Annotated in this window: 27 protein-coding genes and 1 riboswitch; of the genes, 13 read left to right on the plus strand and 14 right to left on the minus strand. The window is 67.8% G+C overall.

What is annotated here, in order from left to right:
* Positions 1-38 precede the first annotated feature (38 nt).
* From AC1DFR_RS15230 to AC1DFR_RS15245, 4 genes are read right to left on the minus strand one after another with little or no spacing between them, the layout of a single operon-like run.
* Positions 39-875, minus strand: coding sequence for an amino acid ABC transporter permease (locus tag AC1DFR_RS15230; RefSeq protein ID WP_223913897.1), 837 nt, complete (start codon positions 873-875; stop codon positions 39-41).
* Entirely contained in the window at positions 872-1,522 is a 651-nt protein-coding gene (locus AC1DFR_RS15235) for an amino acid ABC transporter permease (protein WP_223913898.1), read from the minus strand. The genes AC1DFR_RS15230 and AC1DFR_RS15235 overlap by 4 nt, the downstream gene beginning before the upstream one ends.
* Positions 1,523-1,574: 52 nt before the next feature.
* Entirely contained in the window at positions 1,575-2,459 is an 885-nt protein-coding gene (locus AC1DFR_RS15240; protein ID WP_243180934.1) for a glutamate ABC transporter substrate-binding protein, read from the minus strand.
* Between the two features lie 58 nt (positions 2,460-2,517).
* Positions 2,518-3,273, minus strand: coding sequence for an amino acid ABC transporter ATP-binding protein (locus tag AC1DFR_RS15245; protein ID WP_028275678.1), 756 nt, complete (start codon positions 3,271-3,273; stop codon positions 2,518-2,520).
* A gap of 213 nt (positions 3,274-3,486) precedes the next feature.
* On the opposite strand from AC1DFR_RS15245, the gene AC1DFR_RS15250 reads away from it, so the two are divergent.
* The 4 genes from AC1DFR_RS15250 to AC1DFR_RS15265 all read left to right on the plus strand — a co-directional run bounded on the left by AC1DFR_RS15250 (position 3,487) and on the right by AC1DFR_RS15265 (position 6,654).
* Positions 3,487-4,380, plus strand: coding sequence for an LOG family protein (locus AC1DFR_RS15250; RefSeq protein ID WP_476870523.1), 894 nt, complete (start codon positions 3,487-3,489; stop codon positions 4,378-4,380).
* Between the two features lie 48 nt (positions 4,381-4,428).
* Positions 4,429-4,785 carry a DivIVA domain-containing protein gene (locus AC1DFR_RS15255; protein ID WP_476873788.1) on the plus strand — a complete coding sequence of 119 codons (357 nt, stop codon included), beginning with the start codon at positions 4,429-4,431 and terminating at the stop codon, positions 4,783-4,785.
* Positions 4,782-6,233, plus strand: a complete 1,452-nt coding sequence (locus AC1DFR_RS15260) for a hypothetical protein (protein WP_476873789.1) — start codon at positions 4,782-4,784, stop codon at positions 6,231-6,233. The genes AC1DFR_RS15255 and AC1DFR_RS15260 overlap by 4 nt, the downstream gene beginning before the upstream one ends.
* Before the next feature lie 253 nt (positions 6,234-6,486).
* Positions 6,487-6,654: a DUF3117 domain-containing protein gene (locus tag AC1DFR_RS15265; protein ID WP_079550332.1), complete on the plus strand. Its 168-nt coding sequence runs from the start codon at positions 6,487-6,489 to the stop codon at positions 6,652-6,654.
* 109 nt (positions 6,655-6,763) lie between these two features.
* Here the strand turns inward: AC1DFR_RS15265 and AC1DFR_RS15270 are convergent, their stop codons facing one another.
* A complete protein-coding gene (locus AC1DFR_RS15270; RefSeq protein WP_018773821.1) occupies positions 6,764-7,396 on the minus strand; it encodes an O-methyltransferase in 633 nt (210 codons plus the stop codon).
* 272 nt (positions 7,397-7,668) lie between these two features.
* On the opposite strand from AC1DFR_RS15270, the gene sigE reads away from it, so the two are divergent.
* From sigE to AC1DFR_RS15285, 3 genes are all read left to right on the plus strand, one after another.
* Positions 7,669-8,322, plus strand: coding sequence for an RNA polymerase sigma factor SigE (sigE, locus tag AC1DFR_RS15275; RefSeq protein ID WP_079550334.1), 654 nt, complete (start codon positions 7,669-7,671; stop codon positions 8,320-8,322).
* 8 nt (positions 8,323-8,330) lie between these two features.
* Positions 8,331-9,728 carry a hypothetical protein gene (locus AC1DFR_RS15280; protein WP_476873790.1) on the plus strand — a complete coding sequence of 466 codons (1,398 nt, stop codon included), beginning with the start codon at positions 8,331-8,333 and terminating at the stop codon, positions 9,726-9,728.
* Positions 9,729-9,809: 81 nt separating this feature from the next.
* Positions 9,810-10,205: a twin-arginine translocase TatA/TatE family subunit gene (locus tag AC1DFR_RS15285; RefSeq protein ID WP_476873791.1), complete on the plus strand. Its 396-nt coding sequence runs from the start codon at positions 9,810-9,812 to the stop codon at positions 10,203-10,205.
* A gap of 55 nt (positions 10,206-10,260) precedes the next feature.
* On the opposite strand, the gene AC1DFR_RS15290 is transcribed toward AC1DFR_RS15285, so the two are convergent.
* The 3 genes from AC1DFR_RS15290 to AC1DFR_RS15300 are packed head-to-tail and all read right to left on the minus strand — an operon-like array spanning position 10,261 to position 13,494.
* Positions 10,261-11,388, minus strand: a complete 1,128-nt coding sequence (locus tag AC1DFR_RS15290; RefSeq protein WP_476873792.1) for an Mrp/NBP35 family ATP-binding protein — start codon at positions 11,386-11,388, stop codon at positions 10,261-10,263.
* 11 nt (positions 11,389-11,399) lie between these two features.
* A complete protein-coding gene (locus AC1DFR_RS15295) occupies positions 11,400-12,230 on the minus strand; it encodes a DUF1003 domain-containing protein (RefSeq protein ID WP_476850356.1) in 831 nt (276 codons plus the stop codon).
* Complete coding sequence (locus AC1DFR_RS15300; protein ID WP_028275668.1) at positions 12,211-13,494, minus strand: magnesium transporter MgtE N-terminal domain-containing protein; 1,284 nt, start codon at positions 13,492-13,494, stop codon at positions 12,211-12,213. Before AC1DFR_RS15300 ends, AC1DFR_RS15295 begins: the two co-directional genes overlap by 20 nt.
* Positions 13,495-13,571: 77 nt before the next feature.
* Between AC1DFR_RS15300 and AC1DFR_RS15305 the strand changes: the two genes are divergently transcribed.
* The gene (locus AC1DFR_RS15305; RefSeq protein WP_476873793.1) at positions 13,572-14,471 is read left to right on the plus strand and encodes a YflT domain-containing protein; all 900 of its coding nucleotides are present in this window, start codon (positions 13,572-13,574) and stop codon (positions 14,469-14,471) included.
* Between the two features lie 103 nt (positions 14,472-14,574).
* Here AC1DFR_RS15305 and AC1DFR_RS15310 read toward each other — a convergent pair whose 3' ends face one another.
* The gene (locus AC1DFR_RS15310) at positions 14,575-16,158 is read right to left on the minus strand and encodes an aminopeptidase P family protein (RefSeq protein ID WP_476873794.1); all 1,584 of its coding nucleotides are present in this window, start codon (positions 16,156-16,158) and stop codon (positions 14,575-14,577) included.
* Positions 16,159-16,281: 123 nt separating this feature from the next.
* On the opposite strand from AC1DFR_RS15310, the gene AC1DFR_RS15315 reads away from it, so the two are divergent.
* Entirely contained in the window at positions 16,282-17,127 is an 846-nt protein-coding gene (locus AC1DFR_RS15315) for a PHP domain-containing protein (RefSeq protein ID WP_230008367.1), read from the plus strand.
* A 135-nt stretch (positions 17,128-17,262) separates the two neighbouring features.
* Here AC1DFR_RS15315 and AC1DFR_RS15320 read toward each other — a convergent pair whose 3' ends face one another.
* The 3 genes from AC1DFR_RS15320 to AC1DFR_RS15330 all read right to left on the minus strand — a co-directional run bounded on the left by AC1DFR_RS15320 (position 17,263) and on the right by AC1DFR_RS15330 (position 21,795).
* Entirely contained in the window at positions 17,263-18,135 is an 873-nt protein-coding gene (locus tag AC1DFR_RS15320; protein WP_223913905.1) for a DNA-methyltransferase, read from the minus strand.
* Positions 18,136-18,143: 8 nt separating this feature from the next.
* A complete protein-coding gene (locus AC1DFR_RS15325; protein ID WP_476873795.1) occupies positions 18,144-19,919 on the minus strand; it encodes a DEAD/DEAH box helicase in 1,776 nt (591 codons plus the stop codon).
* A gap of 382 nt (positions 19,920-20,301) precedes the next feature.
* Entirely contained in the window at positions 20,302-21,795 is a 1,494-nt protein-coding gene (locus AC1DFR_RS15330; protein WP_476873796.1) for an RNB domain-containing ribonuclease, read from the minus strand.
* 38 nt (positions 21,796-21,833) lie between these two features.
* On the opposite strand from AC1DFR_RS15330, the gene AC1DFR_RS15335 reads away from it, so the two are divergent.
* Entirely contained in the window at positions 21,834-22,508 is a 675-nt protein-coding gene (locus tag AC1DFR_RS15335; RefSeq protein WP_230008586.1) for a ferritin-like fold-containing protein, read from the plus strand.
* 37 nt (positions 22,509-22,545) lie between these two features.
* Here AC1DFR_RS15335 and thiE read toward each other — a convergent pair whose 3' ends face one another.
* The gene (gene thiE, locus AC1DFR_RS15340) at positions 22,546-23,241 is read right to left on the minus strand and encodes a thiamine phosphate synthase (protein ID WP_476873797.1); all 696 of its coding nucleotides are present in this window, start codon (positions 23,239-23,241) and stop codon (positions 22,546-22,548) included.
* Positions 23,242-23,267: 26 nt separating this feature from the next.
* A riboswitch (TPP riboswitch) is annotated at positions 23,268-23,388 on the plus strand.
* Between thiE and thiO the strand changes: the two genes are divergently transcribed.
* The 3 genes from thiO (at position 23,382) to AC1DFR_RS15355 (ending at position 25,755) form a co-directional block, all read left to right on the plus strand.
* Entirely contained in the window at positions 23,382-24,692 is a 1,311-nt protein-coding gene (gene thiO / locus AC1DFR_RS15345; protein WP_476873798.1) for a glycine oxidase ThiO, read from the plus strand. It overlaps the preceding riboswitch by 7 nt.
* Positions 24,689-24,925, plus strand: a complete 237-nt coding sequence (thiS, locus tag AC1DFR_RS15350) for a sulfur carrier protein ThiS (protein ID WP_230009020.1) — start codon at positions 24,689-24,691, stop codon at positions 24,923-24,925. The genes thiO and thiS overlap by 4 nt, the downstream gene beginning before the upstream one ends.
* 5 nt (positions 24,926-24,930) lie before the next feature.
* Positions 24,931-25,755: a thiazole synthase gene (locus tag AC1DFR_RS15355; RefSeq protein WP_476873799.1), complete on the plus strand. Its 825-nt coding sequence runs from the start codon at positions 24,931-24,933 to the stop codon at positions 25,753-25,755.
* A 174-nt stretch (positions 25,756-25,929) separates the two neighbouring features.
* On the opposite strand, the gene AC1DFR_RS15360 is transcribed toward AC1DFR_RS15355, so the two are convergent.
* On the minus strand, positions 25,930-26,811 hold an 882-nt coding region (locus AC1DFR_RS15360), incomplete at its 5' end, for a DUF222 domain-containing protein (RefSeq protein WP_476873800.1).

The raw sequence follows: 26,811 nt of genomic DNA on the forward strand, positions 1-26,811 counted from the left end.
CCTCCGTGAGGTTCCGGACCCTTTGTGGGTGGGACGGCTTACTTGGCGGCCGGAATACCGGCGACCGGCACGTGCGCCACGCCGCCGGCGGCGCGCTTGGAGCCGCGGCGTTCGAGCCAGATGGCCAGGCGGGAGACCGCCAGGTCGATCGCGATGTAGATGGCCGCGGCCACGAAGAACACCGGGAACAGGTACTGCGGACCCAGGAAGTCAGCCATGACCTGCACGGCCCGGAGCAGCTCGCCGTAGGCGACGATGTAGCCGAGCGACGTGTCCTTCAGCAGCACCACGAGCTGCGCGACCAGGGACGGCAGCATGCGCCGGATGGCCTGCGGCAGTTCGATGGTCAGCCGGCACTGGAAGCTCGTCAGGCCGATCGCCAGGCCGGCCTCACGCTGGCCCTTGGGCAGCGACTGGACGCCGGCGCGGATGATCTCGGCGAAAATCGCCGAGTTGTAAAGGACAAGGCCGGCCACGACGGCGATGAACGAGCTGGTGGCAAAGACGAGCAGCACGAACAGCATCATGAGCACGACGGGCATGCCGCGCAGGAATTCCAGCACGATCCGGGTGGGCACCCTGATCCAGGCGTTGTCCGAGATGCGCATCAGGCACAGGAGCAGGCCCAGCGGGAAGGCAATCACGGCCGACACGGCCGCGGCGGCCAGCGTGGCGCCGATGCCGGCGGCGATCAGGGCCCAGACCTCGGGAAGCTGGAAGACCGCCCAGCGTTTGGGGTCGAAGATTCCCTGCTGGGCGAGGGTCACGACTGCCAGGACGAGGAGGCCGCCGATCACGATCACGCCGATGATGGAGCCGATCAGCGAGACCCGTCGGGCTTTGGGGCCGGGAACGTCATAGAGAACAGAGCTCATCGTGCGATCGCCACCTTTCGTTCAACGACGCTGGCGAGGAAGCCAAGCGGGATGGTTATCAGCAGGTAGAAGAATGCGATGCCGACCAGAACCCACATGACGGCGTCACCGTTGGCATTGGCCAGTTGCTTGCCCTGGCCGAAGAGTTCCAGCACATAGAACGCGCCGGCCACAGAAGAGTTCTTGACCAGGGCAATCAGAATGTTGATCAACGGCGGGATCACGGTGCGCAGGGCCTGCGGCAGGATGATCAGCGAGAGCACCTGGGTGAACTGCATGCCGATGCTGCGGGCGGCCTCCGCCTGGCCCACCGGGACACTGTTGACGCCGGAGCGCACGGCCTCGGCAATGAAGGCCGAGGTGTAGGCGCTCAGGGCGATGATGGCGGCGACCTCGAACTGCTGGAACGTGACGCCGAGGCGGGGCAGAACCACTGCGGCGAAGAAGAACGCGATGGTCAGCGGGGTGTTCCGGACGATCTCGACGTACGTCATGCTGAAGCCACGCAGCGCGGCGACGGGCGAGACACGGGCGGCAGCCAGGATGGTGCCGAAGACCAAGGCGATAATCCCCGAGACCAGGGACAGGAAAAGGGTTCGGAGAAAACCGTCCCAATACTGGGGGAGGTTTTCAATAATGACGTCCATAAGTTCCTTCAGCTGCGTTGAGGGGATTCCAGGCGAAAGACGGGAGTGGCGGCTAGTAGCGGTCGATCGTGGGAAGCGCGGGCGTGGTCTTGATGACGGTGCCGGCCGTGTCTTCCCAGGCCTTCTTGTAGGACCCGTCCTTGTCGGAGGCCTCCAGCTGGTCATTGACCCACGTGCGGAAGGCGGTGTCGTCCTTCTTCAGGCCGATGCCGTAGGGCTCTTTGGTGAAGGTCTGATCCGATGCCAGCTTGAAGGCGTCCGGTTCCTTGGACACGAAACCGGCCAGGATGACGTTGTCGGTGGTGACGGCTTCAACCTGGTGGTTCCGCAGCGGTTCCAGGCAGGCTGAGTAGGTCGCGGCCGGAACCAGGACGGCTCCGTACTTCTCCACGATCGTCGAGGCTGGCGTGGAGCCGGTCACGGAGCAGACGTTCTTGCCCTTGACGTCTTCGGGCTTGGTGATGGAGTTGTTGTCCTTGTTCACCATGAGCGCCTGTCCGGCCTCGTAGTACGGTCCGGCGAAGTCGACTTCGGCCTTGCGCTTGTCGTTGATGGTGTAGGTGGCGACGATCATGTCCACCTTGCCCTGCTTGAGGAACTGCTCGCGGTTGGCGGAGACAGTTTCGACCCACTCGATCTTGTCGGCGGGAATGCCCAGCTTGGCAGCCATCAGCTTGCCGATTTCGACGTCGAAGCCGACGGGCTTGCCGTCGAGGCCCTTCTGGCCGAAGAGCGGCTGGTCGAACTTGGTGCCGATGGTGATCTTGCCTGCGGAGGAAAGCTTGGCCATGGTGGAATCGGCGGGAAAGCTCGGCTTCTCGGCTACGGGCGGGTTGGTGGTCGTGGAGGAGCTGCCGCCACAGGCGCTCAGGCTGAGTGCCAGTGCTGCGGAAGCGGCAACCAGAAGGGATTTCCTTCGGGTCAAAAATGCCATCATGACATTCCTTTCATTGGGCGGCCGCCGTCCGGCAGCCAGGGTGCGAAAACGTAGTCGGTCAGTGTGTCAGCAGCTTGGACAGGAAATCCTTGGCCCGGCTGCTCTTGGGGTTGTTGAAGAATTCCTCGGGGGTCGCGTCCTCAACGATCTGGCCGTCGGCCATGAACACGACGCGGTCGGCCGCCTTGCGGGCGAAGCCCATCTCGTGGGTGACCACGATCATGGTCATGCCTTCTTTGGCGAGCTGGACCATGACGTCCAGGACCTCGTTGATCATTTCCGGGTCGAGGGCGGAGGTGGGCTCATCGAAGAGCATCACCTTGGGCTTCATGGCCAGGGCACGGGCGATGGCAACGCGCTGCTGTTGGCCGCCGGAGAGCTGGGCCGGAAGTTTGGGGGCCTGATGCCCGACGCCGACCCGCTCCAGGAGGGCCATGGCGTCCTTGTCGGCTTCGGACTTGGCAACGCCCTTGACCTTGATGGGGCCGAGAGTGACGTTTTCCAGAATGGTCTTGTGGGCGAACAGATTGAACGACTGGAAGACCATGCCGACGTCGGCGCGCAGCTTGGCCAGCTCCTTGCCCTCCTCGGGCAGTTCCTTGCCATCGATCTTGATGTCGCCGTCGTCGATGGTCTCGAGGCGGTTGATGGCGCGGCAGAGCGTCGACTTGCCGGAACCCGAGGGGCCGATGACAACAACAACTTCACCCTTGCGGACGTTCAGGTTGATGTCCTTCAGGACGTGCAGCTGGCCGTAATGCTTGTTCACGGCCTTCAGGGAGACGAGGGCATCGCCGGGCACTTGAGTAGTCATAGTACGAATCTAGCGAAGATTGACCAGATATGACGGCAATCACTCGTTTTGGTGCAGATCGTGATTCAAGAGATACCTGCACGTCAGGCCCCCTGCTGGACTGCGTCGGACATTCGCCGTTGACCTCGGCAAACCGCCTCGACAGGCGGCTGCGGCCGTGCGGCGCCGACGCGCCGACGCGGCGGCGGCCGAGTTCCGCGCTAGCCTATGGGCATGAGTACCGATCCGCAGCACGGCCCCAAGCAAAACCCCGAACAGAACCCGGAACAGAATCCCGGCGGAAAGCCGGCAAGGGAGGCCCGGAGCACACCGGCGCCCAACGGGATCCGCCACAAGGGTCCGCTTGAGCTGCGCCGCAAGGCCGCCAAGGTCACGATGTCCGACCAGACCTTGCTGGACACCAAAGGGCCGGGACAGTTCGTCCACACCGACCCCTGGCGCGTGCTGCGGATCCAGAGCGAGTTCGTGGAAGGATTCGGCGCGCTGGCCGATCTCGGTCCGGCAGTCAGCGTCTTCGGTTCCGCCCGCACCGTGCCGGGGAGCCCGAACTACGAGCTCGGCGTCGAGGTCGGACGCCGGCTGGCCGAGGCCGGACTGGCCGTGATCACGGGCGGCGGCCCCGGCTCGATGGAGGCCGCCAACATGGGCGCCGTGCAGGGCAACGGCGTCTCCGTGGGGCTCGGAATCGAACTGCCCTTCGAACAGGGCATGAACCAGTGGGTGGACCTGGGCATCAACTTCCGGTACTTCTTCGCCCGCAAGACCATGTTCGTCAAGTACGCCCAGGGCTTCATCGTGCTCCCCGGCGGCCTCGGCACCCTGGATGAGCTCTTCGAAGCCATGGTCCTGGTCCAAACCCGCAAGGTCACTTCCTTCCCGATCGTCCTGGTGGGAACCGCTTTCTGGAGCCCCATGCTCGAGTGGGTCCGGGACACGCTCGTCGCGGAGGGAATGGTCTCGGCCGAGGACCTGGACCTCGTGCAGGTGGTGGACGACCCCGCGCGGGCCGTCGAGCTGGTCGTGGAAGGCGCCGCCCGCCACCGGAACCCGAACGGCGGCTCCACCAACGGGACCGGCACGGCAAACATCAAGGGAACGCGGGGCTGATCCGTCCGCCTGAGCGCTCCGGCGTCCGGCTTCTGGCACGATGGTCTAGTGAGTCTCTTCCTGGTTTTCCTGGCCATTGTGCTGATCGGCGTCGCCGTCCTCCTGGGCACCGGCCTGGCACCGAAAATCTTCCGTCGCCGCCGGGACGGCGGTGCGGGCGGCTCCTTTGACGACGGTTTCGACGAGCCGGTCGCATCCCTGCCGCCGGTCCTGTTGCCTGAGCGCGCGGCCGCGGCGGACATTGACCGTCTGCGCTTCGCCGTCGGACTCCGCGGCTACCGGATGGACCAGGTGGATCAGGTCCTGGATGACCTGCGGGAGCAGATCACCGCCAGGGACCAGGAGATCGAGGCACTCGGGGAGGAACTGGAGCGCCTCCGTCCGCCGACCGAACAGCGTCCGTGAGCCGCGTGGAAGACCCGAAGACCGTCGCGGCGCCTGAGGCCCGGAAACCCCAGGGGTTGAACGCGGCCCTGTGGAGCCGCATCGCCGCCGCGGGCGCCAGGATGGCGCGGTGGCCCTGGTGGGCGCAGGTGGCCGGACTTTACATCGCCGCGAGGCTGGTCAGCGCCTGCATCTTCATGGCCGCCGCCCTGCACCAGGGCGTGAATCCGTGGTTTCCCGCCAAGCCCGACTATTGGAACTTCATCAACATCTGGGATGCCCGCTGGTACGCCCAAGCGCTGCAGGCGGGGTATCCGGCGCTCCTGCCGACCGACGACGCCGGCACCGTCCAGGAGAACACGTGGGCCTTCTACCCCCTGTTTCCCGTGCTGGGCCGGGTGGTGTCCGGGCTGACAGGCACGGGCCCGGCGTGGTCCCTGACGGCCATCGCCCTGGTCTCCGGAGTGGGTGCAGCCCTCGTGGCGTACAGAATTTTCCGGCACCGGGCCACGCACCGCACGGCGCTCTGGGGGACGGTGTTCCTGGCGGCTTTCCCGGTGGCGCCGGTGCTGCAGGTGCCCTACGCCGAATCCCTCAACCTGCTGCTCCTCGGCGCCGCGCTGCTGCTTGTCATGGAGCGCCGGTACCTGTGGGCCATGCCCGTTGTGGTCCTGATGTGCCTTTCCCGGCCTACCGGGGTTCCGTTTGCCGCGATGATGGGCCTGTTGCTGCTCTACCGTCTCTGGCAGCGCCTCACTGCGCAAACCCGTACTGCGCAAACCCGTGCTGCGCAAACCCGTGCTGCGCAGACCCGTGCTGCGCAGACCCGTGCTGCGCAGACCCGCACTGTGCAGCATCCCACGGCACAACACGCCACGGCACAACACCCCGCGAACCAGAGCCCCGCGACACAGGGCGTCACAGTGCAGCGCCGGGACGGCCTCGCCCTCCCCGGCAACGCCGAGCTGTGGTCACTGGGCGGGCTCACCGCCGTCAGCGGCATCGGTGCCCTGCTGTGGCCGGCCATCGCCTGGGCCGCGACCGGCGATCCGGGCGCCTACACCAAGACCGAAACCGCATGGCGCGGCGAAGACCTGGTGCCGTTCAAGCCATGGTTCGACGCCGGCATCATGCTCTTCGGGCCGACTTTCGGCGTGCTGGCTCCCTTCGTGTTCGTTGCCGCGTTCACGCTGCTGATGATGTCCCGGCCGGTCGTCGCCCTGGGCACCGAGCTGAGGCTCTGGTGCTGCTGCTATATGGGCTACCTGCTGGTCTTCCTGCACCCCCAGACCAGCACGTTCAGGATGCTGCTGCCGCTGTTCCCGCTCGCCCTCAGCGCCGCCCTTCTCTCGCGTTCCCGCGCCTACCGCGGCACCGTGGTGGTCATGTTCGTGCTGCTGCAGGTCGTCTGGATTGTGTGGCTGTGGGCGTGGGCGCAACTGCCGGGCGGAGGGGACTACCCGCCGTGACGCACAGCACCATTTGGCGGTGCCGGCCCGGCCTGGCGGGACGCGCTGGAAAGTCCAACGATTAGCTACGGGCGGATTGTTACGCGATAATAGAGGATAAGCAAGGACAAGAAGCACACAGTTTGTAAGCGGTTTATTTGTGAGTTTGCCGGTCACGGCAGCCTCCTGGAGCGCTGCCGGACGGCTTGATTGGCCAAGCGGACGCAGCCCGGCCGGGCTGGTATGTCAGGGACTAATGGAGGGGATATTCCTTATGGCGGCAATGAAACCACGCACCGGCGACGGCCCTATGGAAGTGACGAAAGAGGGACGAAGCCTGATCATGCGTGTTCCGCTCGAAGGCGGGGGGCGGCTTGTAGTCGAACTCAATGCCGCTGAGGCGACGAACCTCAAGGAATGCCTCGTCGGCGTCACCGAATAGCGTCACGCCAAGAGCTTCGCAACAGGGCGGGGTCCCGGCCACCAGGCTGCGGACCCCGCCCTTTGCTGTTAGCGCCCGCCCCTGCACCCGGGCTGGTGAATCCTGGCTGCTACTTCTTCACCGCGATCAGCAGGCCGTCTCCGGTGGGCAGCATGGCGGAAGCGAGACGGTCGTCGTCGCGGATGGACTTGCCGATCTGGCGCAACACCACGGTGGTGGCTTCCCGGGCGGCCGGGTTCGCGACCCGGTCCTTGTCGAGGGCATCGTTGACGATCAGCAGCCCGCCGGATTTGAGCAGCCGCACGGCCTGTTCGACGTAACTGGGGTAGTTCGGTTTGTCCGCGTCAATGAAGACGAGATCGTAGGCGCCGTCCGTAAGCCGGGGCAGGACATCCCCGGCCCGGCCCGAAATGGTGCGGGTGCGGTTGGCGGGGCTGCCGGCCTCCTGGAACGCTTCGCGCGCTGCCTTGAGGTGTTCGACGTCGACGTCGATAGTGGTCAGGACAGCCTGCGGACCCAGCCCGCGCAGGATGCACACGCCGGACACGCCTGCGCCGGTGCCGATCTCCACGGCGGTCTGTGCCTTGGACGCCGCCGCCAGCACCGTCAGCACGGCGCCCACGCCGGGGCCGATCGGGGTCACGCCAAGCTCGAAGGACCGTTCGCGCGCGTGCAACAGGACCTCATCCTCGGCAGGCAGATCTTCTGCATAGGACCAGCTCGTGGACTTATCGGCGCTCATGGGATATCGCTTTCTGGGCGGCAGGGGAGTGTTCCCTACAGCGTACTGTGTCCGGCGGGACGGGACGCGGAAGCGGCAGCACCGTGGCCCCGGCCGGAGGGGGTCGTTCTGCCTTCGGCGGAAGACCGCGGTGGATCAGGAAATTCCCAGCTTATTTTGAAATGATGGGTATCCGCTCATCCGCGTGGTGATCGGCGTCGAATGAAGGGTGCAGGAACCTGTGCAAGCAGGCACAATTCAGGCGTAGGTACCATCCACGAGGGGAGTGGACGATGTCGATTCTGGCACCTGTCCCGGCAACAGAGGCAACAGATTCAACCGGCCAGTCCCGGACCGCGGCGGAAGCCGAATGGGTCCGGCCGACCTGGGAGGAAGTGGTGACGAACCACTCCGCCAAGGTCTACCGCCTTGCGTACCGTCTGACCGGAAACAAGTACGACGCCGAGGACCTCACCCAGGAGGTGTTCGTGCGGGTCTTCCGTTCGCTCGAGAACTTCAAGCCCGGCACGCTCGATGGCTGGCTGCACCGGATCACCACCAACCTGTTCCTGGACCAGGCCCGGCGCAAGAGCCGGATCCGCTTTGATGCGTTGGCCGACGACGCCGAGTCGCGGCTGCCGGGCCGGGAGCCCGGGCCGGAGCAAAGCTTCGAATTCAACAACCTCGACGTCGATGTCCAGGCAGCGCTCGAGGAACTTCCGCCCGACTTCCGCGCCGCCGTCGTGCTGTGCGACCTCGAAGGGCTCTCCTACGACGAAGTCGCCGCCGCGCTGGACATCAAACTCGGGACCGTCCGGTCCCGGATTCACCGCGGCCGGACAATGCTCCGTGAAAAGCTCGCGCACCGCGACCCGCGCCCGGCGCAGCCGGCCAAGCAGTCCCTCAAGCCGCGGCTCAAGATGCCGCGCATCGCCGGCCTCCTCTGAACCGGTCAATGGGTCTGCTGAGACGGCTACTGGGAGCACCGGGCTGCAGGTTCTGGGGCGGACCCGGGGCTACCCGGAAATGGGCCGCCGGCCGCCACGACCACGTGGAATCGTGCGCCGAATGCCGCGCCCGGCAACAGCGCGAACGCCAGTACCTCGAGAAGCTCCGCGGCGCCGCCGTGCCCGAGGCCAGTGAGGACCTGACTGCACGGCTCCTGGCACGGACCGGTCAGCTGGCCGCGGAACGGGCGGCGGCTGAACGGACAGCCGAAGCGGAGCGGGAACAAACAGCCCCGGAAGCTACGGTGCCTGCAGCTACAGCTCCGGCACCTACGGCTCCTACACCTTCGGCACCTTCAGCTCCGGAACGGGCCATGGCGGAACGCCCCGCCCCGGCGGGCACAGCGGAAGTATTGGATACAGCGGAACGGCCGGGCGTGGCGGACGCCGCCCGGGCCGGCCATCGTCCGCGGCCCTCGGACCGGTTCCCGGCAGGACACCCCGTGCCGGGCCGGCCAGGGACCGCGGGACCGGTCGCCGGTCGCGCCGCCGCCGCGGGTCCACACGGCGTCCGTCGCCGCGGCCCGCGCCTGCCGGTGCTTGCTGTCGGCGGAGCCGTCGCCGCTTTGGCCCTCATGACCGGCACCGCGTACGTCATGGGAGGCGACGACGCGGTCCCCGCCGAAGGCGCAGGGACTGCCACCCTCGCCCACCCGGATGCCCCCGGGCTGCCCGGCAGCGGTGAGCCGCTCGGTGCAACGGAGCTGTTCGACGCCAGCGGATCCGGCGTCCCCGGCGCTGAGGGAACCGGGCCCCGTGTTGCGTTCGGCCTCGGCGGCGAGCCCGACTTCACCCCTGCCGGGACGCTGAACACCGGTGAGCTTGCTGCGTTCCGCTCGCAGGGGTGGACATGTCCGGAGCTGCGCGAGCTCGGATTCCACCTCATCTGGGCCCGTGCCGGCGTCATCTCCGGGGACGAGGTCCTGGAACTTCGCCTCACGGATGGCCGGCACTTCGCCACGGTCCTTGAGCAGCACGCTTCGCCGCGGGCGCCCGCGGCGCCCCCCGCACCCGCACGGGCCGAAGATTCGCCCATCAATGTGCTGACCGGACACGCCGCCGTGGCTGACGGCTTTATCCCGGCCCAGGCCGGCACGCCGTCGGCCGCCCCCGAACCCGGGTATGGCTTTCTTTGGGTCAACCCCGCCCCGCCCTACCGGGCCATCTACCAGACGTCGGCGGCGACATACACGTACATTTCGGACCTGCCGGCCGAGCAGGCGGACGACGGCGTTGCCGCGCTGACCCGGGTCAGCAGTGGCACTCCCGTGCCGGCCTCGCACAACGGAATTCCGGAACGGATCGAACGTGGATTGAGCCGAATCCTGGAGCACCTGGCATCGTGAGGCAGGGACGGGCCGGACATGGCCGGCATACGGACTTCGCGGAATCGTCGCCAGCCCGAGCGAGAGGGTAACCTTCCTAAAGTGCTTGGAATCAATGGACCGGAGTTCTTACTTCTGCTGATCATCGGCCTTCTGGTGATTGGTCCCAGCAGGCTGCCCGAATACACCCAAAAACTTGCCAATATTGTCAAGGAAGTGCGCCGGATGGCGTCCGGTGCGCGGGAACAGATCAAGGAAGAAGTCGGCATCGACATCGATGAGGTCGACTGGAAGAAGTACGATCCGCGCCAGTACGATCCCCGCCGCATCATCAAGGAAGCGCTCCTTGACGATGACACCAAGCCGATGAGCGCCGGGGCACCCGCAACGGTCTCCACGGCCGCTGCCGCGGCTGCTGTCGCCTCGCACCGCCCCGAGCGGGTGCTCGAGCGGCTGCCCGAGGGCGAACCGGCACCCTTCGACTCAGAGGCGACCTAGGACTTCCCGCGGCGGGCCTGCCGCAGTGCCTGCGCAGGGATGCGGGCGGGCGCTGTCAGCGGGGCTGCAGACCCAGCGGCATGCCCTTGAGGCCGCGGGGAACCGACGCCAGCCTGCCGGCGATCGCCGCCAAGGCCACGGCCGCAGGCGTCTCCGGACGGCCCAGCACCAGCGGCACTCCGGAATCCCCACCCTCACGCAGCAGGACTTCGAGCGGAATCTGGCCCAGCAGCGGCACGTCCTCACCAACAGTGGCCGAGAGGCGCCCGGCGAGCACGGCGCCGCCGCCGCTGCCGAACAGTTCCATCCTGCCGCCGTCGGGCATTTCAAGGTAGGACATGTTTTCCACGACGCCGGCCACGGTCTGGCCCGTCTGGGTGGCGATCGCACCCGCCCGCTCGGCAACATCCGCGGCGGCCGCCTGCGGGGTGGTCACGACGAGGATCTGCGCCTTGGGCAGCAGCTGGGCGACGGAGATCGCGATGTCGCCGGTGCCGGGGGGCAGGTCCAGGAAGAGGGCGTCGAGGTCGCCGAAGTAGACGTCGGTGAGGAACTGCTCCAGCGCCCGGTGCAGCATCGGGCCCCGCCACGCCACGGGCTGGTTCCCGGTGACGAACATGCCGATGGAGATGACCTTGACCCCGTAGGCCACGGGCGGCAGGATCATGTCGTCCACCCGCGTGGGGGCCTGTGTGATGCCCATCAGTGCCGGAACGGAGAAACCGTACACATCCGCGTCCACGATCCCTACACGGAGCCCCTGGGCGGCCAGGGCGCACGCCAGGTTGACCGTGACCGAGGACTTGCCCACGCCGCCCTTGCCGCTCGCGACGGCGTACACCTTGGTCAGCGAGCCCGGCGCGTTAAACGGGATGCCGCGCTGGGCGCCGGCGCCCCGCAACTGCTCCTTGAGGGCGTCGCGCTGGACCTGCGTCATGACTTTCAGGTCCACGTCCACGCCGGTGACGCCCGGGACGGCGGACAGGGCAGCCTCGGTGTCCGCCGTGATGGTTCCGCGCAGCGGGCAGCCCGCGATGGTCAGCAGCACCGCGATCCGCACGCGGCCGCCGTCGCCGATCTCAACGGACTCCACCATGCCGAGCTCGGTGATGGGGCGGCGGAGCTCAGGGTCGATCACGGTGGCAAGTGCGCCGTGCACTGCCTGTTCCAGCGGGGTGCTCATGCGGGCGATGCTCAGCTTTCGGGGATGGTGCGGTGTGCGGGCTGGCGGGTGGGATCGGCCGCGGCCCCGGAGTGGTTCGCCGACGGGTTCGGCAGTTTCCCCGAAGGGTTCCCTGTCGGGTCCTGCGAAGAGCCCTGGGCACGGTCCCTCGCCGGGTCATCGCGCTTGCCGCCGGCTTTTACCCGGGGGATTTGCTGGGTCCGGGGGCTGCGCTGCTTGTCGCGCCGCTCCTTCATCTTCTCCTTGACCTTTTCCCGCGGGGTCTCGTGGGCGCCGGCTGAAGGATCGTGGGTGCGCAGTTCCTCCTGGGCCTCCAGCATGTCCTCCAGCAGGCTGCGGAGCTCGGCGCGGACGTAATCGCGGGTGGCGACCTCGCGCAGCGCGATGCGCAGGGACGCAAGTTCCCGGGTCAGGTATTCAGTGTCGGAGAGATTGCGCTCGGCCCGCTGGCGGTCCTGCTGCAGCGAGACCTTGTCGCGGTCGTCCTGGCGGTTCTGGGCCAGCAGCAGCAGGGGCGCGGCGTAGGAGGCCTGCAGGGAGAGCATGAGGGTCAGCAGCGTGAAGCCCAGCGCCCGTGAATCGAACTGCCATTCCTCCGGCGCCCACGTGTTCCAGCCCAGCCAGAACAAGCAGAACACCGTCATGTACATCAGGAACGCGGGGGTGCCCATGAAACGGGCGAAGCCTTCCGTGGCATGGCCGAAGGCGTCCGGGTCGGGACGGAAGTTGGGCAGGATACGCTGCCGGCCGCTTAGTGGCGTGTCGAGGCCGCCGGTGGTCCTGCCGCCAGGGCGGACATTGGAGGTCCGTGGTGCTGTGGGATCAGCCAATGCGGCCTCCAAGCTTTCTTATCGGGGCATCGTCCTCGTGGGCGCGCCAGTCGTCCGGCAACAGATGATCAAGCACGTCGTCAACAGTCACCGCCCCCACAAGCCGTCCGTCATCGTTGACAACTGGAAGCGAGTTGAGGTTGTACGTTGCCAGCGCGCGGGCAACCTCGCTGATGTGGGCCTGGTCGGAGACCGGCTCCAGGCTTTTGTCCACCAGATTGCCCAGCGGCTCCGGCGGCGGAAAGCGCAGGAGCTGCTGGATATGGACGACGCCGAGGAATCGTCCCGTCGGCGTCTCCAACGGGGGCCGGGCGACGAAGATCGACGACGCCAGGGCGGGGGAGAGTTCCTCCCGGCGTACGTGCGCGAGTGCCTCGGCGACGGTTGCTTCCGGGGGCAGGATCACCGGCACGGGCGTCATGAGCCCGCCGGCGGTGTCCTCGTCGTATTCGAGCAGGCGGCGGACGTCTTCGGCGCCTTCGGGTTCCATCAACTGCAGGAGTTCTTCAGCCTGGGCGCTGGGGAGTTCGGCGAGGAGGTCGGCGGCGTCGTCCGGATCCATCTCCTCGAGGACGTCGGCGGCGCGGTTGACGTCCAGGGCGGAGAGGATCTCCACCTGGTCACCTTCGCGCATCTCCTGCAGGACGTCCGCGAGCCGTTCGTCCTGGAGTTCGCTCGCAACCTCGAAGCGGCGCTTGTCGCTCATTTCCTGCAGGGCCTCGGCGAAGTCGGCGGGCTTGAGGTCCTCGTGCGTGGCCACGAACTGGGTGGCGGCCTGGGGCTCGGTCTTGGCGCCTTGCCGGGCATCGGCCCAGTCGATGATGAGGGTTTCATTGCGGCGCAGCCGGCTCAGGGGCGAGAGGGAGTGGCCGCGGCGGACGAAGAGCTTGCTGACGAACCAGTCGCCGGAGCGGTGCCGGTCCATGGCGATGTCCTCGATGGTTGCGTCGCCGCTGCCGTCCGCAAGGGTCACCCGGCGGTCGAACATTTCGGCCACCACGAGGGTTTCCGCGCCGCGCTGTTCGAAACGGCGAAGATTGACCAGCCCGGTGCAGATGACCTGGGTCTGGTCTATGGACGTAATCCGGGTCATCGGCACGAAGACGCGCTTCTTGCCGGGGACCTCGACGACGATGCCCACCACGTGCGGGGCGCCCCTGGTTCCGCGGGAGAGCACCACGACGTCGCGCAGCCGACCCAGACGGTCACCCAATGGGTCGAAGACGTCCAGTCCGAGGAGGCGCGCGACAAACACTCGCGAAAGATTCGTGCTCACCCCTACAGGCTACCGAGTCTGCTCTCTTTTAGCTGAATTTCCAGCCGCACACCAGCCCGATGGGTGAGAATGGGCATATGTCAAACATTTTTGGTGCTCCCAGGGCCGGTGCCCCCAACGGCTCGGACGAGGCCCGCACCGTCCCGAGAGGCGACGTTGTCGGTTCCTACAACTCCTACCTGGATGCCCAGAAGGCGGTGGACTACCTGGCTGACCAGCAGTTCCCCGTGCAGATGGTGTCGATCGTGGGCAATGACCTGAAGATGGTCGAGCGGGTGACCGGCCGGCTTACCTACCCCCGAGTCGCCCTCTCCGGCGCCCTCAGCGGCATGTGGTTCGGCCTGTTCGTCGGCGTCATGCTGTCCTTCTTCTCCACAACCCCCGGTTATTTCTCGATTGTGACGTCAGTGCTGATGGGTGCAGCGTTCTTCATGCTGTTTGGCATCGTCACCTACGCCATGCAGCGCGGCAAGCGTGACTTCACCTCAACCAGCCAGGTGGTGGCGACCAATTACGACGTCGTGGTCTCCTTCGAGGCCGCCGGCGAAGCGCGGCGCCTGCTCCACCAGCTGCCCATGACGGCGCACGACGCGTCCGGTGCCGCGGCCGGCGGTTTCGCGCAGCACGACTACCGCCATCAGGCACCGCAGCAGCCCGGCCCGCAGCAGCCGGGACAGCAGACCCATGCGCCGCAGCGCCCCGCGGGCTGGAACGACCCGTACGGCCAGAGAACGCCGGAGACCGGCGCAGACCCGGCCGGACAGTATCAGGGCGGTGCACCCCAGCAGGAGGGCCCCGCAGGCCCCGCTCCGACGGCACCGGCCGCGGCTGAGGAGGCGGCGGCCCGCCCGGCCGGCCCGGCCGGCCGCGTTTCCGGGGTGAGCTATCCGGATCTCCCCGACGGCCGCCCGCAGTACGGGGTCAGGGTCACGGACAGCGAGAAGCCCGCGGCAGGCCAGGACGGCCAGCAGCACTGATTCAGGCAGGAAACAGCAGCAAGTAGCAGCAAATAGCAGCAAGAAGGGAGCGCCCCGGTGCGGGGACGCTCCCTTTCTTGCTGCTATATACTGCCTGGCTGACCTACGGCGTCTGGCCGTCCACTTCCAGGTAGATGCCCGCCATCCAGGACTCGACGTCGTCGGCCTTGCGCGGCAGTGCGGCGCTGAGGTTGACCGGGCCGTCGGCCGTCATGAGAATGTCGTCCTCGATCCGGACGCCGATGCCGCGGTATTCCTCGGGGATGCCGATGTCCTCGTTCTTGAAGTACAGGCCGGGTTCGATCGTGAACACCATGCCGGGCGTGAGCACGCCGTCGAGGTAGAGTTCCCGCTTCGCCTGGGCGCAGTCGTGGACGTCGAGGCCGAGGTGGTGGCTGGTGCCGTGCGGCATCCACCGGCGGTGCTGCTGGCCCTCGGTGCTCACGGCTTCCTCGACGGAGACGGGCAGGAGGCCCCATTCGGCGAGCCGCTCGGCCAGCACCGTGGTGGCTGCGGTGTGGATGTCCCGGAACTTGGTGCCCGGCTGGGCCGCGGCAAAGCCGGCGTCGGCGGCGTCGAGCACTGCCTCGTAGACCTTGCGCTGGACCTCGGAGAACTTGCCGTTGGCCGGCAGGGTGCGGGTGATGTCCGCGGTGTAGAGGGAGTCGGCCTCGACTCCGGCGTCCAGGAGCAGCAGTTCGCCGGCGTTGATCTTGCCGGTGTTCCGGGTCCAGTGCAGCACGGTGGCGTTGTTGCCGGAGGCGGCGATGGTGTCGTAGCCGAGCTCGTTGCCTTCCTCGCGGGCCCGGGCGAAGAACGCCCCTTCCACGACGCGCTCGCCGCGGTGGTGGGTCAGCGCCCGCGGGATCGCCTTGACCACCTCCGTGAAGCCGGCCACGGTGGCGGCGACGGCGATCTTCATCTGTTCGATTTCCCACTCGTCCTTGAGCAGGCGCAGTTCCGAGAGGGCCTCTGTGAGTTTCTCGTCCAGGGCGTCGAGCACACTCAGGTCGAGGTTGTCGGGGTCCTTGGCCGTGTTGTAGCGGGCAGTGTCGACGAGGGCATCAATGTTCTCGTCAACCTTGCGGACCAGCCTGATGGAGATTCCGCCGATCTCCGGCGCACCGACATTCTTGGTGATGGCCAGTTCGAGTTCGGCGATGTCGGCCGTGTCCAGTCCCAGCTTGGCCTTGAACTCGGCCAGGGTCGGGCGTGCGCCGATCCAGAACTCCCCGGAGCGGGAATCGGCGTAGAACTGCTCGGTGTCGCGGCCGGCCAACGGGCGGAAGTACAGCGTGGCGTGGTGGTTTCCGCCGTCGTCGCCGGTGCCCTCCGCGACCGGTTCCAGGATCAGGACCGCATCAGGTTCGTGGTCCAGGCCGAGGCCGGTGAGGTGCGCGAAGGCGGAGTGCGGCCGGAAGCGGTAGTCGCAGTCGTTCGAGCGGACCTTCAGCGGGCCGGCGGGGATGACCAGGCGTTCACCTTTGAACTGGCCTGAGATGGAGCGGCGCCGGCCTGCGGCGTGGCCCGCGACGGCGTCCCGCTCGGGGAGCTGTTGCGAGGCCGGCGCCCAGTTGCTGGCCATGAAGGCCTTGAAGGCGTCGGAGCTGGGCCGCTGCGAGCGGTTGTTAACGCGCTCTTCGAGGGGCTGGGAAGCGGAGACTAGGGTGTTATCTGCATCGTTCACCGTCCCATAGTCTCACCAGCGCCGCGGCTTAGGCCAACGGCGCGCTCGCGGTGCAGGGCCGCTGCAGGGCCCCGGCACGAAGGGGCCGAGGCTTTGGATCCTGCCATCTACTAGGCTGGTGAGGTGAGGATCGACCTGCATGCGCACTCCAACGTTTCCGACGGCACCCAGGCGCCGGCCGGCGTCATGGAGTCCGCCGCCGCCGCGGGCCTCGACGTCGTCGCCCTGACCGATCACGATTCCACTGCCGGGTGGGCGGAGGCCGCCGTCGCAGCCCGGAAAGCCGGGGTCGCGCTGGTCCCGGGGATGGAGATCTCCTGCCGCACCGCGGAAGGCATCAGCGTTCACCTGCTCAGCTACCTCCACGACCCCGCGCATCCCGGGCTGCTTGAGGAAATCACCAAGTCCAAGGACGCCCGGCACACGAGGGCGCAGAAGATGGTCACCCTTTTGTCGGAGGACTACCCGTTGACATGGGACGACGTGATTCATCACGTCGCGCCGGGTGCCACCCTGGGCCGCCCCCACATCGCCGACGCGCTCGTCGCGGCCGGTGTGGTGGAAGACCGGGCCGAGGCTTTTGGTTCCATCCTCACAGCACGCTCGCGCTACTGGGTCCAGCACTATGCGCCGGAGCCGGCGCTCGCCGTCGAACTGGTCCGTGCAGCCGGGGGCGTCCCGGTGTTCGCCCACCCAGTGGCATCCGCCCGCGGCCGGATCGTGGGGGAGGGGACCTACCGGGAGATGATCGATGCCGGCCTGGCCGGCCTGGAAATCTACCACCGGGACAACCCCGAGGAGGGCCGGACGTTCCTGCGCCGCATCGCCGAACGCTATGGCCTGCTGATCACAGGGTCCTCCGATTACCACGGCGCGGGAAAGCCGAACCTGCTGGGCGAGAATCTGACCTCCGCAGAAGTCTTTGCCCGGATCGAGGAACTGGGCACGGGCTCGTCCGTGGTGCGCTGAGACCCAGTCCGCTGAGACCCTGGACCCGTGTTGAGCTATCACTTAGCGTCCCTATGAGGCCCCCCAGGACCCGAATAGCCGCCACAAGTGTTAGCGCAACGGGCGGGAACGGCGGGGCGTGGTGAGGGCGGCGGGTCAGAGGGTCGGGAAAGACGTGAACTGCGCCTGCGCGGCCAGGCGTTTGGCCATCACGTCGATGGCCGGCTGGTTCTGGTCCACGCACACGAACCTGCGGTCGAGTTTCGCGGCCACGGACCCGAGCGTGCCGGAACCTGCGAAGAAGTCCAGGCACCAGTCGCCCGGCCGGCTCGAGGCCGCAACCACGCGGCGGATCAGCCCCTCCGGCTTCTGCGTCGGGTAGCCGGTTTTCTCCTTGCCGGTCGGCGAAACGATCGTGTGCCACCACACGTCCGTGGGCAGCTTGCCGAGCTCGCGCTTGGCGGGGGTCACCAGTCCGGGCGCCATGTAGGGCTCACGGTCCACCTCGGCGCTGTCGAAGTGGTACTTCGCCGGGTTCTTGACGTAGACGAGGATGTTGTCGTGCTTGGTGGGCCAGCGGTACTTGGCCCGTGCACCGTAGTCATACGCCCAGATGATCTCGTTCAGGAAGCATTCGCGGCCGAAGATCGCGTCCAGCATGACCTTTGCGTAGTGCACCTCGCGGTAGTCCAGGTGCAGGTACAGGGTGCCGTCGTCGGCCAGGAGCCGCCAGGCCTCCACGAGCCGGGGCTCGAGGAAGGACCAGTAGTCGCTGAACGCGTCGTCGTACTTGTGCAGGGCGCCCTTGATGGTGTCGTAGGACCGGCCCTTGAACCCGACGCGGTCACCCTCGCCGCCGGCGTTGAGCACCATCCTGGTTTCCTGGCGCCGCTGGACCCGGCCGGTGTTGAAGGGCGGGTCCACGTAAATCAGTGTGAAGGCGCCGTCCGGCAGCGTGGGGAGGTATTCCGCGTTGTCCGCGTGAACCACCAGGTTGCTGCCGTCCGGCGCCCAGACGGTGTCAGTCATGGAGGGGATTAGGCCTCGGCGCCGCTCGGCTGTGCGTCGCCGCCGGCCACTACCTCGCCGTTGCGGCGGCGGGTGCGGGTCCGGCGCCGGGCACGGGTCGCCCGGTCCACCTCGGTGGGGGCCTTCGCCGGCGCGGCGGCAGCAGCTTCCGGTCCCTGTCCGTTCGCAGTGGACGCCGTGGCGGCATCGGCCTCGGCGGGACGGCGACGGCGGTCGCCGGAGCGTCCGCCGGCTTCGGTGCCGCTGCGGCGCGAGTCACGTCCGCCGGTCCGGCTGCCCTCGCGGGCACCGTCACGGCTGCTCGTGCGGCTGCCTTCACGGGCGCCGTCACGGCTGCTCGTGCGGCTGCCGTCCTTTGCGCCGTCCTTTCCGCCGTCCTTTGCGCTGGTGCGCGAGTTCTTCTTGCCGGTCTCGCCGAGGTCTTCGAGGACCTCCGCGTCGACCCCGGCCAGCACACGCTTGTCGCGCGGCAGCCGGCCCTTGGTGCCTGCGGGGATGTCGAGTTCCTCGAACAGGTGGGGCGAGGATGAGTAGGTTTCCACGGGCTCGGGGTAGCTCAGGCCGAGGGCCTTGTTGATGAGCCCCCAGCGCGGCATGTCGTCCCAGTCGACAAAGGTCACGGCGGTGCCCTTGTTGCCGGCGCGGCCGGTGCGGCCCACGCGGTGCAGGTAGATCTTCTCGTCTTCGACGCACTGGTAGTTGATCACGTGGGTGACGTCGTCGACGTCGATGCCGCGGGCGGCGACGTCGGTGGCAACGAGGACGTCCACCTTGTTGTTGCGGAAGGCGCGCAGCGCCTGTTCGCGGGCGCCCTGCCCGAGGTCACCGTGGATGGCGGCCGCAGCAAAACCGCGGTCCACCAGTTCCTCGGCCACCTTCGCGGCGGTGCGCTTGGTCTTGGTGAAGATGATGGTCCGGCCGCGTCCGCGGGCCTGCAGGATGCGGGCCACCACTTCCACCTTGTCCATGCTGTGGGCACGGTAGATCAGCTGGCGGATATCGCGCTTGGTCAGGCCCTCGTCGTCCGGGTCCGCGGCGCGGATGTGTGTCGGCTGGGTCATGTAGCGGCGGGCCATGGCGATGACCGGGCCGGGCATGGTGGCGGAGAACAGGAGCGTCTGGCGGACCGCGGGCGTGCCTGCGATCAGGGTCTCGACGTCCGGCAGGAACCCGAGGTCCAGCATCTCGTCGGCTTCGTCGAGGATAACGATCTTGACGTTCTTCAGGCTCAGGTGCTTCTGCTTGAAGAGGTCGATCAGGCGGCCGGGGGTACCGACGACAACCTCGACGCCGTTCTGCAGCGCCTCGACCTGCGGCTCGTAAGCGCGGCCACCGTAGATGGTGGCGATGCGGGCGTTGCGCTTCTTGGCGGCGTTTTCGAGGTCTTTGGCTACCTGGACGGCGAGCTCGCGGGTGGGCACGATCACCAGGGCCTGCGGGGCGCCGGGAACGGCCAGTTTGTCGAAGCCGGCGTCGTCGCGGCCGACGACGCGCTGCAGCGCCGGGATGCCGAAGCCGAGGGTCTTGCCAGTACCGGTCTTGGCCTGGCCGATGATGTCATGCCCTGCCAGTGCGACCGGCAGGGTCATGGCTTGGATCGGGAAGGGGTGGGTGATGCCGGCGTCGGCCAGGGACTCCACGATGTCGGCACGGACATTGAAGTCGGCAAAGGTCTTCTCGGCAATCTCGTGCGGCTTTTCGTCCGAGATGATGGTCTCTTCGGGCTCGATGGTCTCCGTGCCGGACTCATCGGTCAGAAGCTGGTGCGTGTGCAATTCACTCACAGGGGAGTTTCCTTATTCATTTTGGGCTGCGCTGCTTGCTCAACGGGGCCGGCCGTGGTGGCCGTTCCGGAGCACGCTCAGGCGCGCAAGCAATTCCAGTGGAAGCCGATCGCGGGCTATCTAAATGCTGGCACTGGGGACCAGCGGGTGTATCTCAAGATCGCGTAGGGGCGGGCTTGTTGAATTCGAAAATCATGGAAATCAACGACCGGGCATCCATTTCTACCTCTTCAGTCTAGCTGTACAAGGCGTGGATCCTCGACTGGGCGGGTGATTGCGCCTCGGGAAGTGACCGGGAGGGCGGCCGGGAGCGCTGGCTGGCGACGGCGTGGGGACGGCGTGAGGACGGCCAGCGGGCCGTCAACGGACCGATAGCCGGCCGTCAGCCCACGAGCTCCAACTGGATTTCCCGCGTGACGATGTCCGAGGACACCACCCGGACCCGGACTTTGGTGCCCGGTTCCAGCTCGCCGGGGCAGCGTGCGGTCACGGCGGGCTCGGCGATCTGGACGATCCCGGACGGGCCGTTTCCGTTGCCGTTGGTCTTCCCGCCGTTGCCGTTGCTGGTGCCGTTGGTGCCCTTGGCCGGCTTGGGACCGGAGATGACGACAGCGTCGAATTCCTGGCCGACGTGGTTGACGAGCAGGGCCGCCTCAACGGTGTCCAGCGCCAGCCGCTCCAGTTTTGCCGCCAACTGGTCCGAGGTAGCCATGATCGCCGGGAGGGAGGGCAGCGCGGCCCTGGCCCAGGCAGGAACTTCGGTGCCGTTGCTCAGGGCCTCACAGATTACCAGCACGAAGCGGTCGACCAGCCGCCGCAGCGGTGCCGTGGAATGGGCGTACGCGGCGCCGATGGCGGACTGGACGGCGGCGTTGGGCACTGTGCCGTCGAAGGGTGTGTATCCGGCACCGCGGAAGAGCATCCCGGCCGAATGCACAATGGCCAGCTGCCGGGGGTCCGTCGGGTCAAGGGTCCGCAGGTACTCGCCGTAGCGCATTTCCCCGTCCCAGGGCTTGCCGAGGGCGTGGGTCTGCCGGTGGAAGTGGCGCAGTGATGCCTCGTCCGGGGCGGGCATGGTGCGCAGGATGCCGACTTTGCCCTGGAGCATGAGCGCCGCGGCGGCCATCCCGGTCATGAGTGAAATCTGGGCGTTCCAGTCCTCCACCGGCAGCGGCGGGGCCGCTACGATCCGGTAGCCGCCGTCGGGCAGTTGCTGGATCTCCTGTTCCGGCATGTTCAGGCTCGCGCCGCCGCGGAGTCGTTCCAGTTCCACCCGTTTGAGGCCTACTTCTTTCAGCAGCTGCAGCACGGGCGCCGCGGTGCCGGCGTCGAGCTCGGCCTGGACGCCTTTGTAGTTGAGCTTCGCGCGGCTGCGGACCTGTGCCCGGCGCACGAGGACCGAGGCGACCTCTGCCGCGGCGTCGAGCTCGAACTCCCAGACGAACGCCGCGCACAGCTGCCCGGCGAGCAGGCTGCCGGCGGCCTCGCTGATAATCTCCGGATGCAGCGGAATCCGGCCGTCCGGGGTGTAGAAGGTCTGGCCGCGGCGCCGGGTCTCGGCGTCCAGCGCCCCGCCCGGGGCGACAAAGGAGGGGACGTCGGCGATGGCGTAGAAGACCTTGTAGCCGCCGTTGCTCCGTTCGATAAACAGGGCCTGGTCCAGGTCGGTGGACGATGCCGGATCGATAGTCACGAACTCGAGGTGCGTGAGGTCAAGGTCCGGGAGCTTGTGCTCGGCCACCGCCGCCTCCGCGTCGCGCAGCACATCCTCGGGGAACGGGCCGGGCAGTTCCAGCGTGGTGCGCAACGCCTTGAGTGCCCCGGCAAGCTGGTTCTGCTGCTCGTGGACACTGGGGGTCAGGCGATGATGTGACACGAAAATCAGGGTAGCCCGATTTCCGCTATTAGTCTTGGATGATGAGCGCAACTGCGGACGATCCTGCCCTCTACAACAGCTTCCTTGCCGACCTGCTGGGAGTCTTGGCGTACGGCGAGCTTTCCGCCTTCGAGCGGCTGTCCTCGAGTGCCCGGTATTCGCCCACGCTGCATGACCGTGCGTTGCTGGGCAGGATGGCGGTGGTCGAGTTCCAGCATTACGAACTCGTCCGAATCCGGCTCGAACACATGGGCCTGGATACGGAGGCCGCCATGCTGCCGTTCCAGCCCTCGGTGGACCACTTCCACGAACGCACGCGCCCGTCGGACTGGTACGAGGCCCTCATGAAGGCCTACGTGATCGACACGGTCGCCGCGGACTTTTACGGCGTCGTGGGCCGGTACGTCGACGCCGCGACCCGTGAGTTGATCGGGCAGGTCCGCTCCACCGGTGAGTCCACGGCCGTGCTGCAGGCGCGCATCAAGGCGGCCCTGGCCGATGACCCCCGGCTGGCGTCGCGCCTGGCGTTGTGGGCCAGGCGTCTGCTGGGGGAAGTACTGAACCACGCCCAGCGTGTCAGCGCCGAGCACGCGTTCCTCGGCGGACTGTCGGGGCTGGACGACGCCGGCGCCCGGGCGCTGGTCAACGGCCTGGCGGCCGAACTCGCAGCGAATCACGCGCGCCGGATGACGGAGCTGGGTCTCGCCGGATAGTTTCAGTGCCGGCCGGCATTACGGGCTGGGGACCTGCTTAGGATGCGGCGGCGTCCAGCGCCGCCAGCAAGGCTCCGGCGGCGTGGGCCGGATCAGTGGCGTCGGTGATCGCCCGGACCACGACGATCCGCCGGGCACCGGCATCGACTACCTGCTCCACGTTACTGAGGTCGATCCCGCCGATCGCGAACCACGGCAGCACGCTTTCGTCGACCTTGCCGGTTCCCTCCGCGTCCGCCCCGCCGATCGCCTGGGCGGCGTAGCGCACCAGATCGAGGCCGACGGCGCGTCCGGGCTTGGTGGGCGTCGCCCACACGGGGCCCACACAGAAATAATCGAGCCCTTTGCGGCCTGGCGCGGCAGCGATGGCGGCGTCCACCTGCTTCGGGCTGTGGGTGGACAGGCCGATCACGGCATCCTTGCCGAGAAAGCCGCGGGCGGCGTCGAGCGAAATGTCCTTCTGGCCGACATGGAACACCGGAGCCCCGGACAGGGAGGCGATGTCCGCCCGGTCATTGACGGCCCACAGCCGCCCGTGGCGCTGCGCCGCGGTGTGCAGGACCTCCAGCAGTTCCAGCTCCTCGGAGGCCTCGAGCGACTTGTCGCGCAACTGGATGATGTCCACGCCGCCGGCGAAGGCGGCGTCCACAAAGTCCTCGAAGTCGCCGCGGTCCCTGCGGGCGTCGGTGCAGAGATAGAGGCGGGCGGTGGTGTGGAGGGGGTCCTGGCTCATGGGACCAGCCTAGTTCCTCTAAACTGGGCGCATACCGCGGGAGCCCGCAGCAGCCATGTCGCCGCTGCCCGGCTGAGAGGGCGTCAGAGCCGACCGCTTGACCTGATCCGGCTAGTACCGGCGTAGGGAAGGAATTCTTCATGGGCACACGAGCAGGCCGTGCGGCCGGAGCCGCAAATGACGCCGACGCCCAGGTTTGTGACACGGGGCCCGGTACCGCAGAGGGAATCATCGCGGGGGATACGACTGCCGACGTGGCCGTGATCGGCGGCGGGGTGATCGGCCATGGCATCGCGTTCGAGGCCATCCGCTCGGGGCGATCCGTGGTCCTGATCGATGATGCTCCCGGCAGCGGAGCCAGCTGGGCCGCGGCCGGCATGCTGGCCCCCGTGAGTGAACTGCACTACCAGGAGGAACAGCTCCTGGGACTGATGCTTGAGGCCTCCCGGTTGTGGCCAGGATTCGCTGCGGCTCTCGACGCCGGTGCCGCCGGCGCGGATTCCCCGGCGGGTACCGGCTACTTAACGACGCCGACCCTGGCGGTGGGGGCCGACGCGGCGGACCGGCGCGCGCTCGCGGACTTGAGGGAAGTCCAGAAGGCATGCGGCCTGGCCGTGGAGCCACTGACAGTGCGCGAGGCGCGCACCCGGGAGCCCCTCCTGAGTCCCGGCATCTCGTGTGCCTTCGACATCCCGGCCGACCACCAGGTGGACCCCCGCCTGCTGATCACCCGGCTCGCCGGCGTGCTCGGTGCGGAAGGCGGCAGCTTCGTCCGGCGGCGCGCGGCAGGCCTGCTGTGGCAGGACGGACAGGTGGCGGGTGTGCGGTTGGCCGGCGGCGGTACCGTACGGGCTGCCGAGACCGTGGTCGCCAACGGGCTCGGCGCCGCCGCGCTCGAGGAGCTACCGGCCGGGCTGGTGCTGCCGCTGCGGCCCGTCTACGGCGACATCCTCCGGCTCCGCGTGCCTCCGCATCTGCAACCGCTGCTCACGGCCACCGTGCGGGGCATGGTGCGCGGCATCCCGGTGTACATCGTCCCCCGCCAGGACGGCACCGTGGTGATCGGGGCCACCCAGCGGGAGGATGGACCGTCGGATCCGCACGCGGTTTCCGCCGGCGGCATTTACCAGCTGCTGCGGGATGCCCAGCAGCTGGTGCCTGCGGTCGCCGAGCTGGAGCTTTTGGAAGCCACGGCGCGGGCGCGGCCCGGAACCCCGGACAATGCCCCGCTGCTGGGGCGGGTCGCACAAGCGGACGGCGGCGACGTCCCGGGACTCATCATCGCCACAGGATTCTTCCGGCACGGCGTCCTGCTGACCCCCGCCGCTGCCGCCGTGTGCCGGCAACTCATGGATTTCACGCCGGACCCGCGCTGGGCAGGGTTCCGCCCCGACCGTTTTTCCCGCATCCCGGTTACGTCCGGGGACAGCCCCAAGAAGGAAGCAGCATGAACATCCGACTTAACGGAACGGATCAGAGCGTCGCCGACGGCGCCTCCGTCTCCACACTCGTCAGCCAGCTCACTGGCCGGAGCATCGGCCCCGACGGCCGCGCCGCCGACGGGCGGAAGCTCGGTGTCGCCGTCGCCCGCAACGCCGAAGTGGTGCCGCGCAGCCAGTGGCACGCCACGGCGCTCGCCGACGGCGACGACGTCGAACTTGTCACGGCAGTCCAAGGAGGATGACCAGCATGAACGAGACGACGTTCGCAGGAACACAGGCCGTCCCCAAGACCGGTGCGGTGGCCGATCCGTTCGTGGTCGACGGCGTAAGGCTCGGCTCCCGCCTCATCATGGGAACCGGCGGTGCGCCGAGCCTGGACGGGCTCGGGGCGGCGCTGGTGGCGTCCGGGACGGAGCTGACCACGGTGGCGATACGCCGCTATTCGCCGGCGGAGACGGGCTCGCTGTTCCAGCTGCTCGAGGACCATCAGATCCGGGTACTGCCCAACACGGCAGGCTGCTTCACCGCCAAGGACGCCGTCCTCACCGCCGAGCTGGCGCGGGAGGCCCTGGAAACGGACTGGGTCAAGCTCGAAGTCATTGCCGACGAGCACACACTGCTGCCGGACGCCGTCGAACTCGTGGACGCAACCGAACAGCTCGTGGCCCGAGGCTTCAAGGTCTTCGCCTACACGAACGACGACCCCGTGCTTGCCCTCCGGCTCGAAAACCTCGGCGCGACGGCCGTGATGCCGTTGGGCGCCCCGATCGGCACCGGACTGGGCATCCTGAACCCGCACAACATCGAGCTGATCGTCTCGCGCGCGTCCGTGCCCGTGGTGCTGGATGCCGGGATCGGCACGGCCTCGGACGCTGCCCTGGCGATGGAACTCGGCTGCGACGCCGTGCTGTTGGCTACGGCGGTGACCCGTGCGCAGAATCCGGTGCTCATGGGCGAGGCCTTCAAACATGCCGTCATCGCCGGCAGGCTGGCGAAAGCGGCCGGCAGGATCCCGCGGCGGGAACACGCACTGGCGTCCTCGGCAATGGAAGGCCGGGCCGAGTTCCTCTAACGCCGTTCCTCTGAAGCCCCCCGGGATCGGGCCGGCTGGCCCGGTTCCCCGGGCCAGCATCCCCAAGAGCTCCAACGAGTCCTCACCCCATGGCTCGCACAAGGCCGTCATTGCCGAAAGCGGGCACCTAAATATCGAGCAACTAAATATAGCGAGCACCTAAATAACTGGGCGCTACTGGTGGGGGCGGAAGTATCTGTTCCGGCGGGGTGTCCGGGCGGGGTCGAGGTGGGGTGGCGGGATGAACCAGGGGATGCCGGTGCGCATCTGGATGCTCCAGTGTTCCTTGTGGATCACGTGGTGGTGATGGGAGCAGAGCAGGGTGCCGTTGCCGGTTCCGGTGGTTCCGCCGCGGGACCAGTAGGTGATGTGGTGGGCCTCGCACCAGGGGGCCGGGATCGTGCATTGGGGGAAGGCGCAGCCCCGGTCCCGGGCCGTGATGGCCTTGCGGATGTGGGGCGGGAAGATGCGGGAGGCGCGGCCGATGTCCAGGACCTGGCCCTCGCTGCCGAGGACGACCGGGATGATGTCGGCGTCGCAGGCGAGCTTGCGGATGGTGCCGGCGGTGACGGGGCCGGTGAACAGCAGCGTCCCGGTGCCGTGCCTGGTTCCGGTGCCGTGCTGTGCGGTGTTGGCATGGGTGCCTGCTTCGGCGGGAGTCGTCCCGAGCCGGGTGAGCAGGTCGCGGTAGTCGATGGTGGCCATGACCTGGGGCCGGAGCCCGCCCGCGGCGGGCAGCCCTCCGGCGGCGAGGGCCGCCTTACACGCGCCGACCAGGCCGTCGAGCAGCCGTTGGGGCCGGGAGCGGAGGTCCAGGGACGGCAGTGACGGGTCCTCTCGCGTGGCGGGCTCCGCAGCCGGGCCTGGCGCATCCGTCGCCGCGGACCCGTCACCCGGTCCGGCCTGCGCCGTGTTGCCGGTGGCGGTGCCCTGGCCGGTGTCGGGGCCGGTGCGGGGGTTGGTGGCGGTGTTCATCACGGTGATCAGGTGTTCGAACTGGTCCGTGGTGGCGAAGATTTCCAGGTGCTGCAGGCCGTGCCGGGGTTTGCGGAGGAA

This window comes from Arthrobacter sp. 05T410, assembly GCF_056396505.1.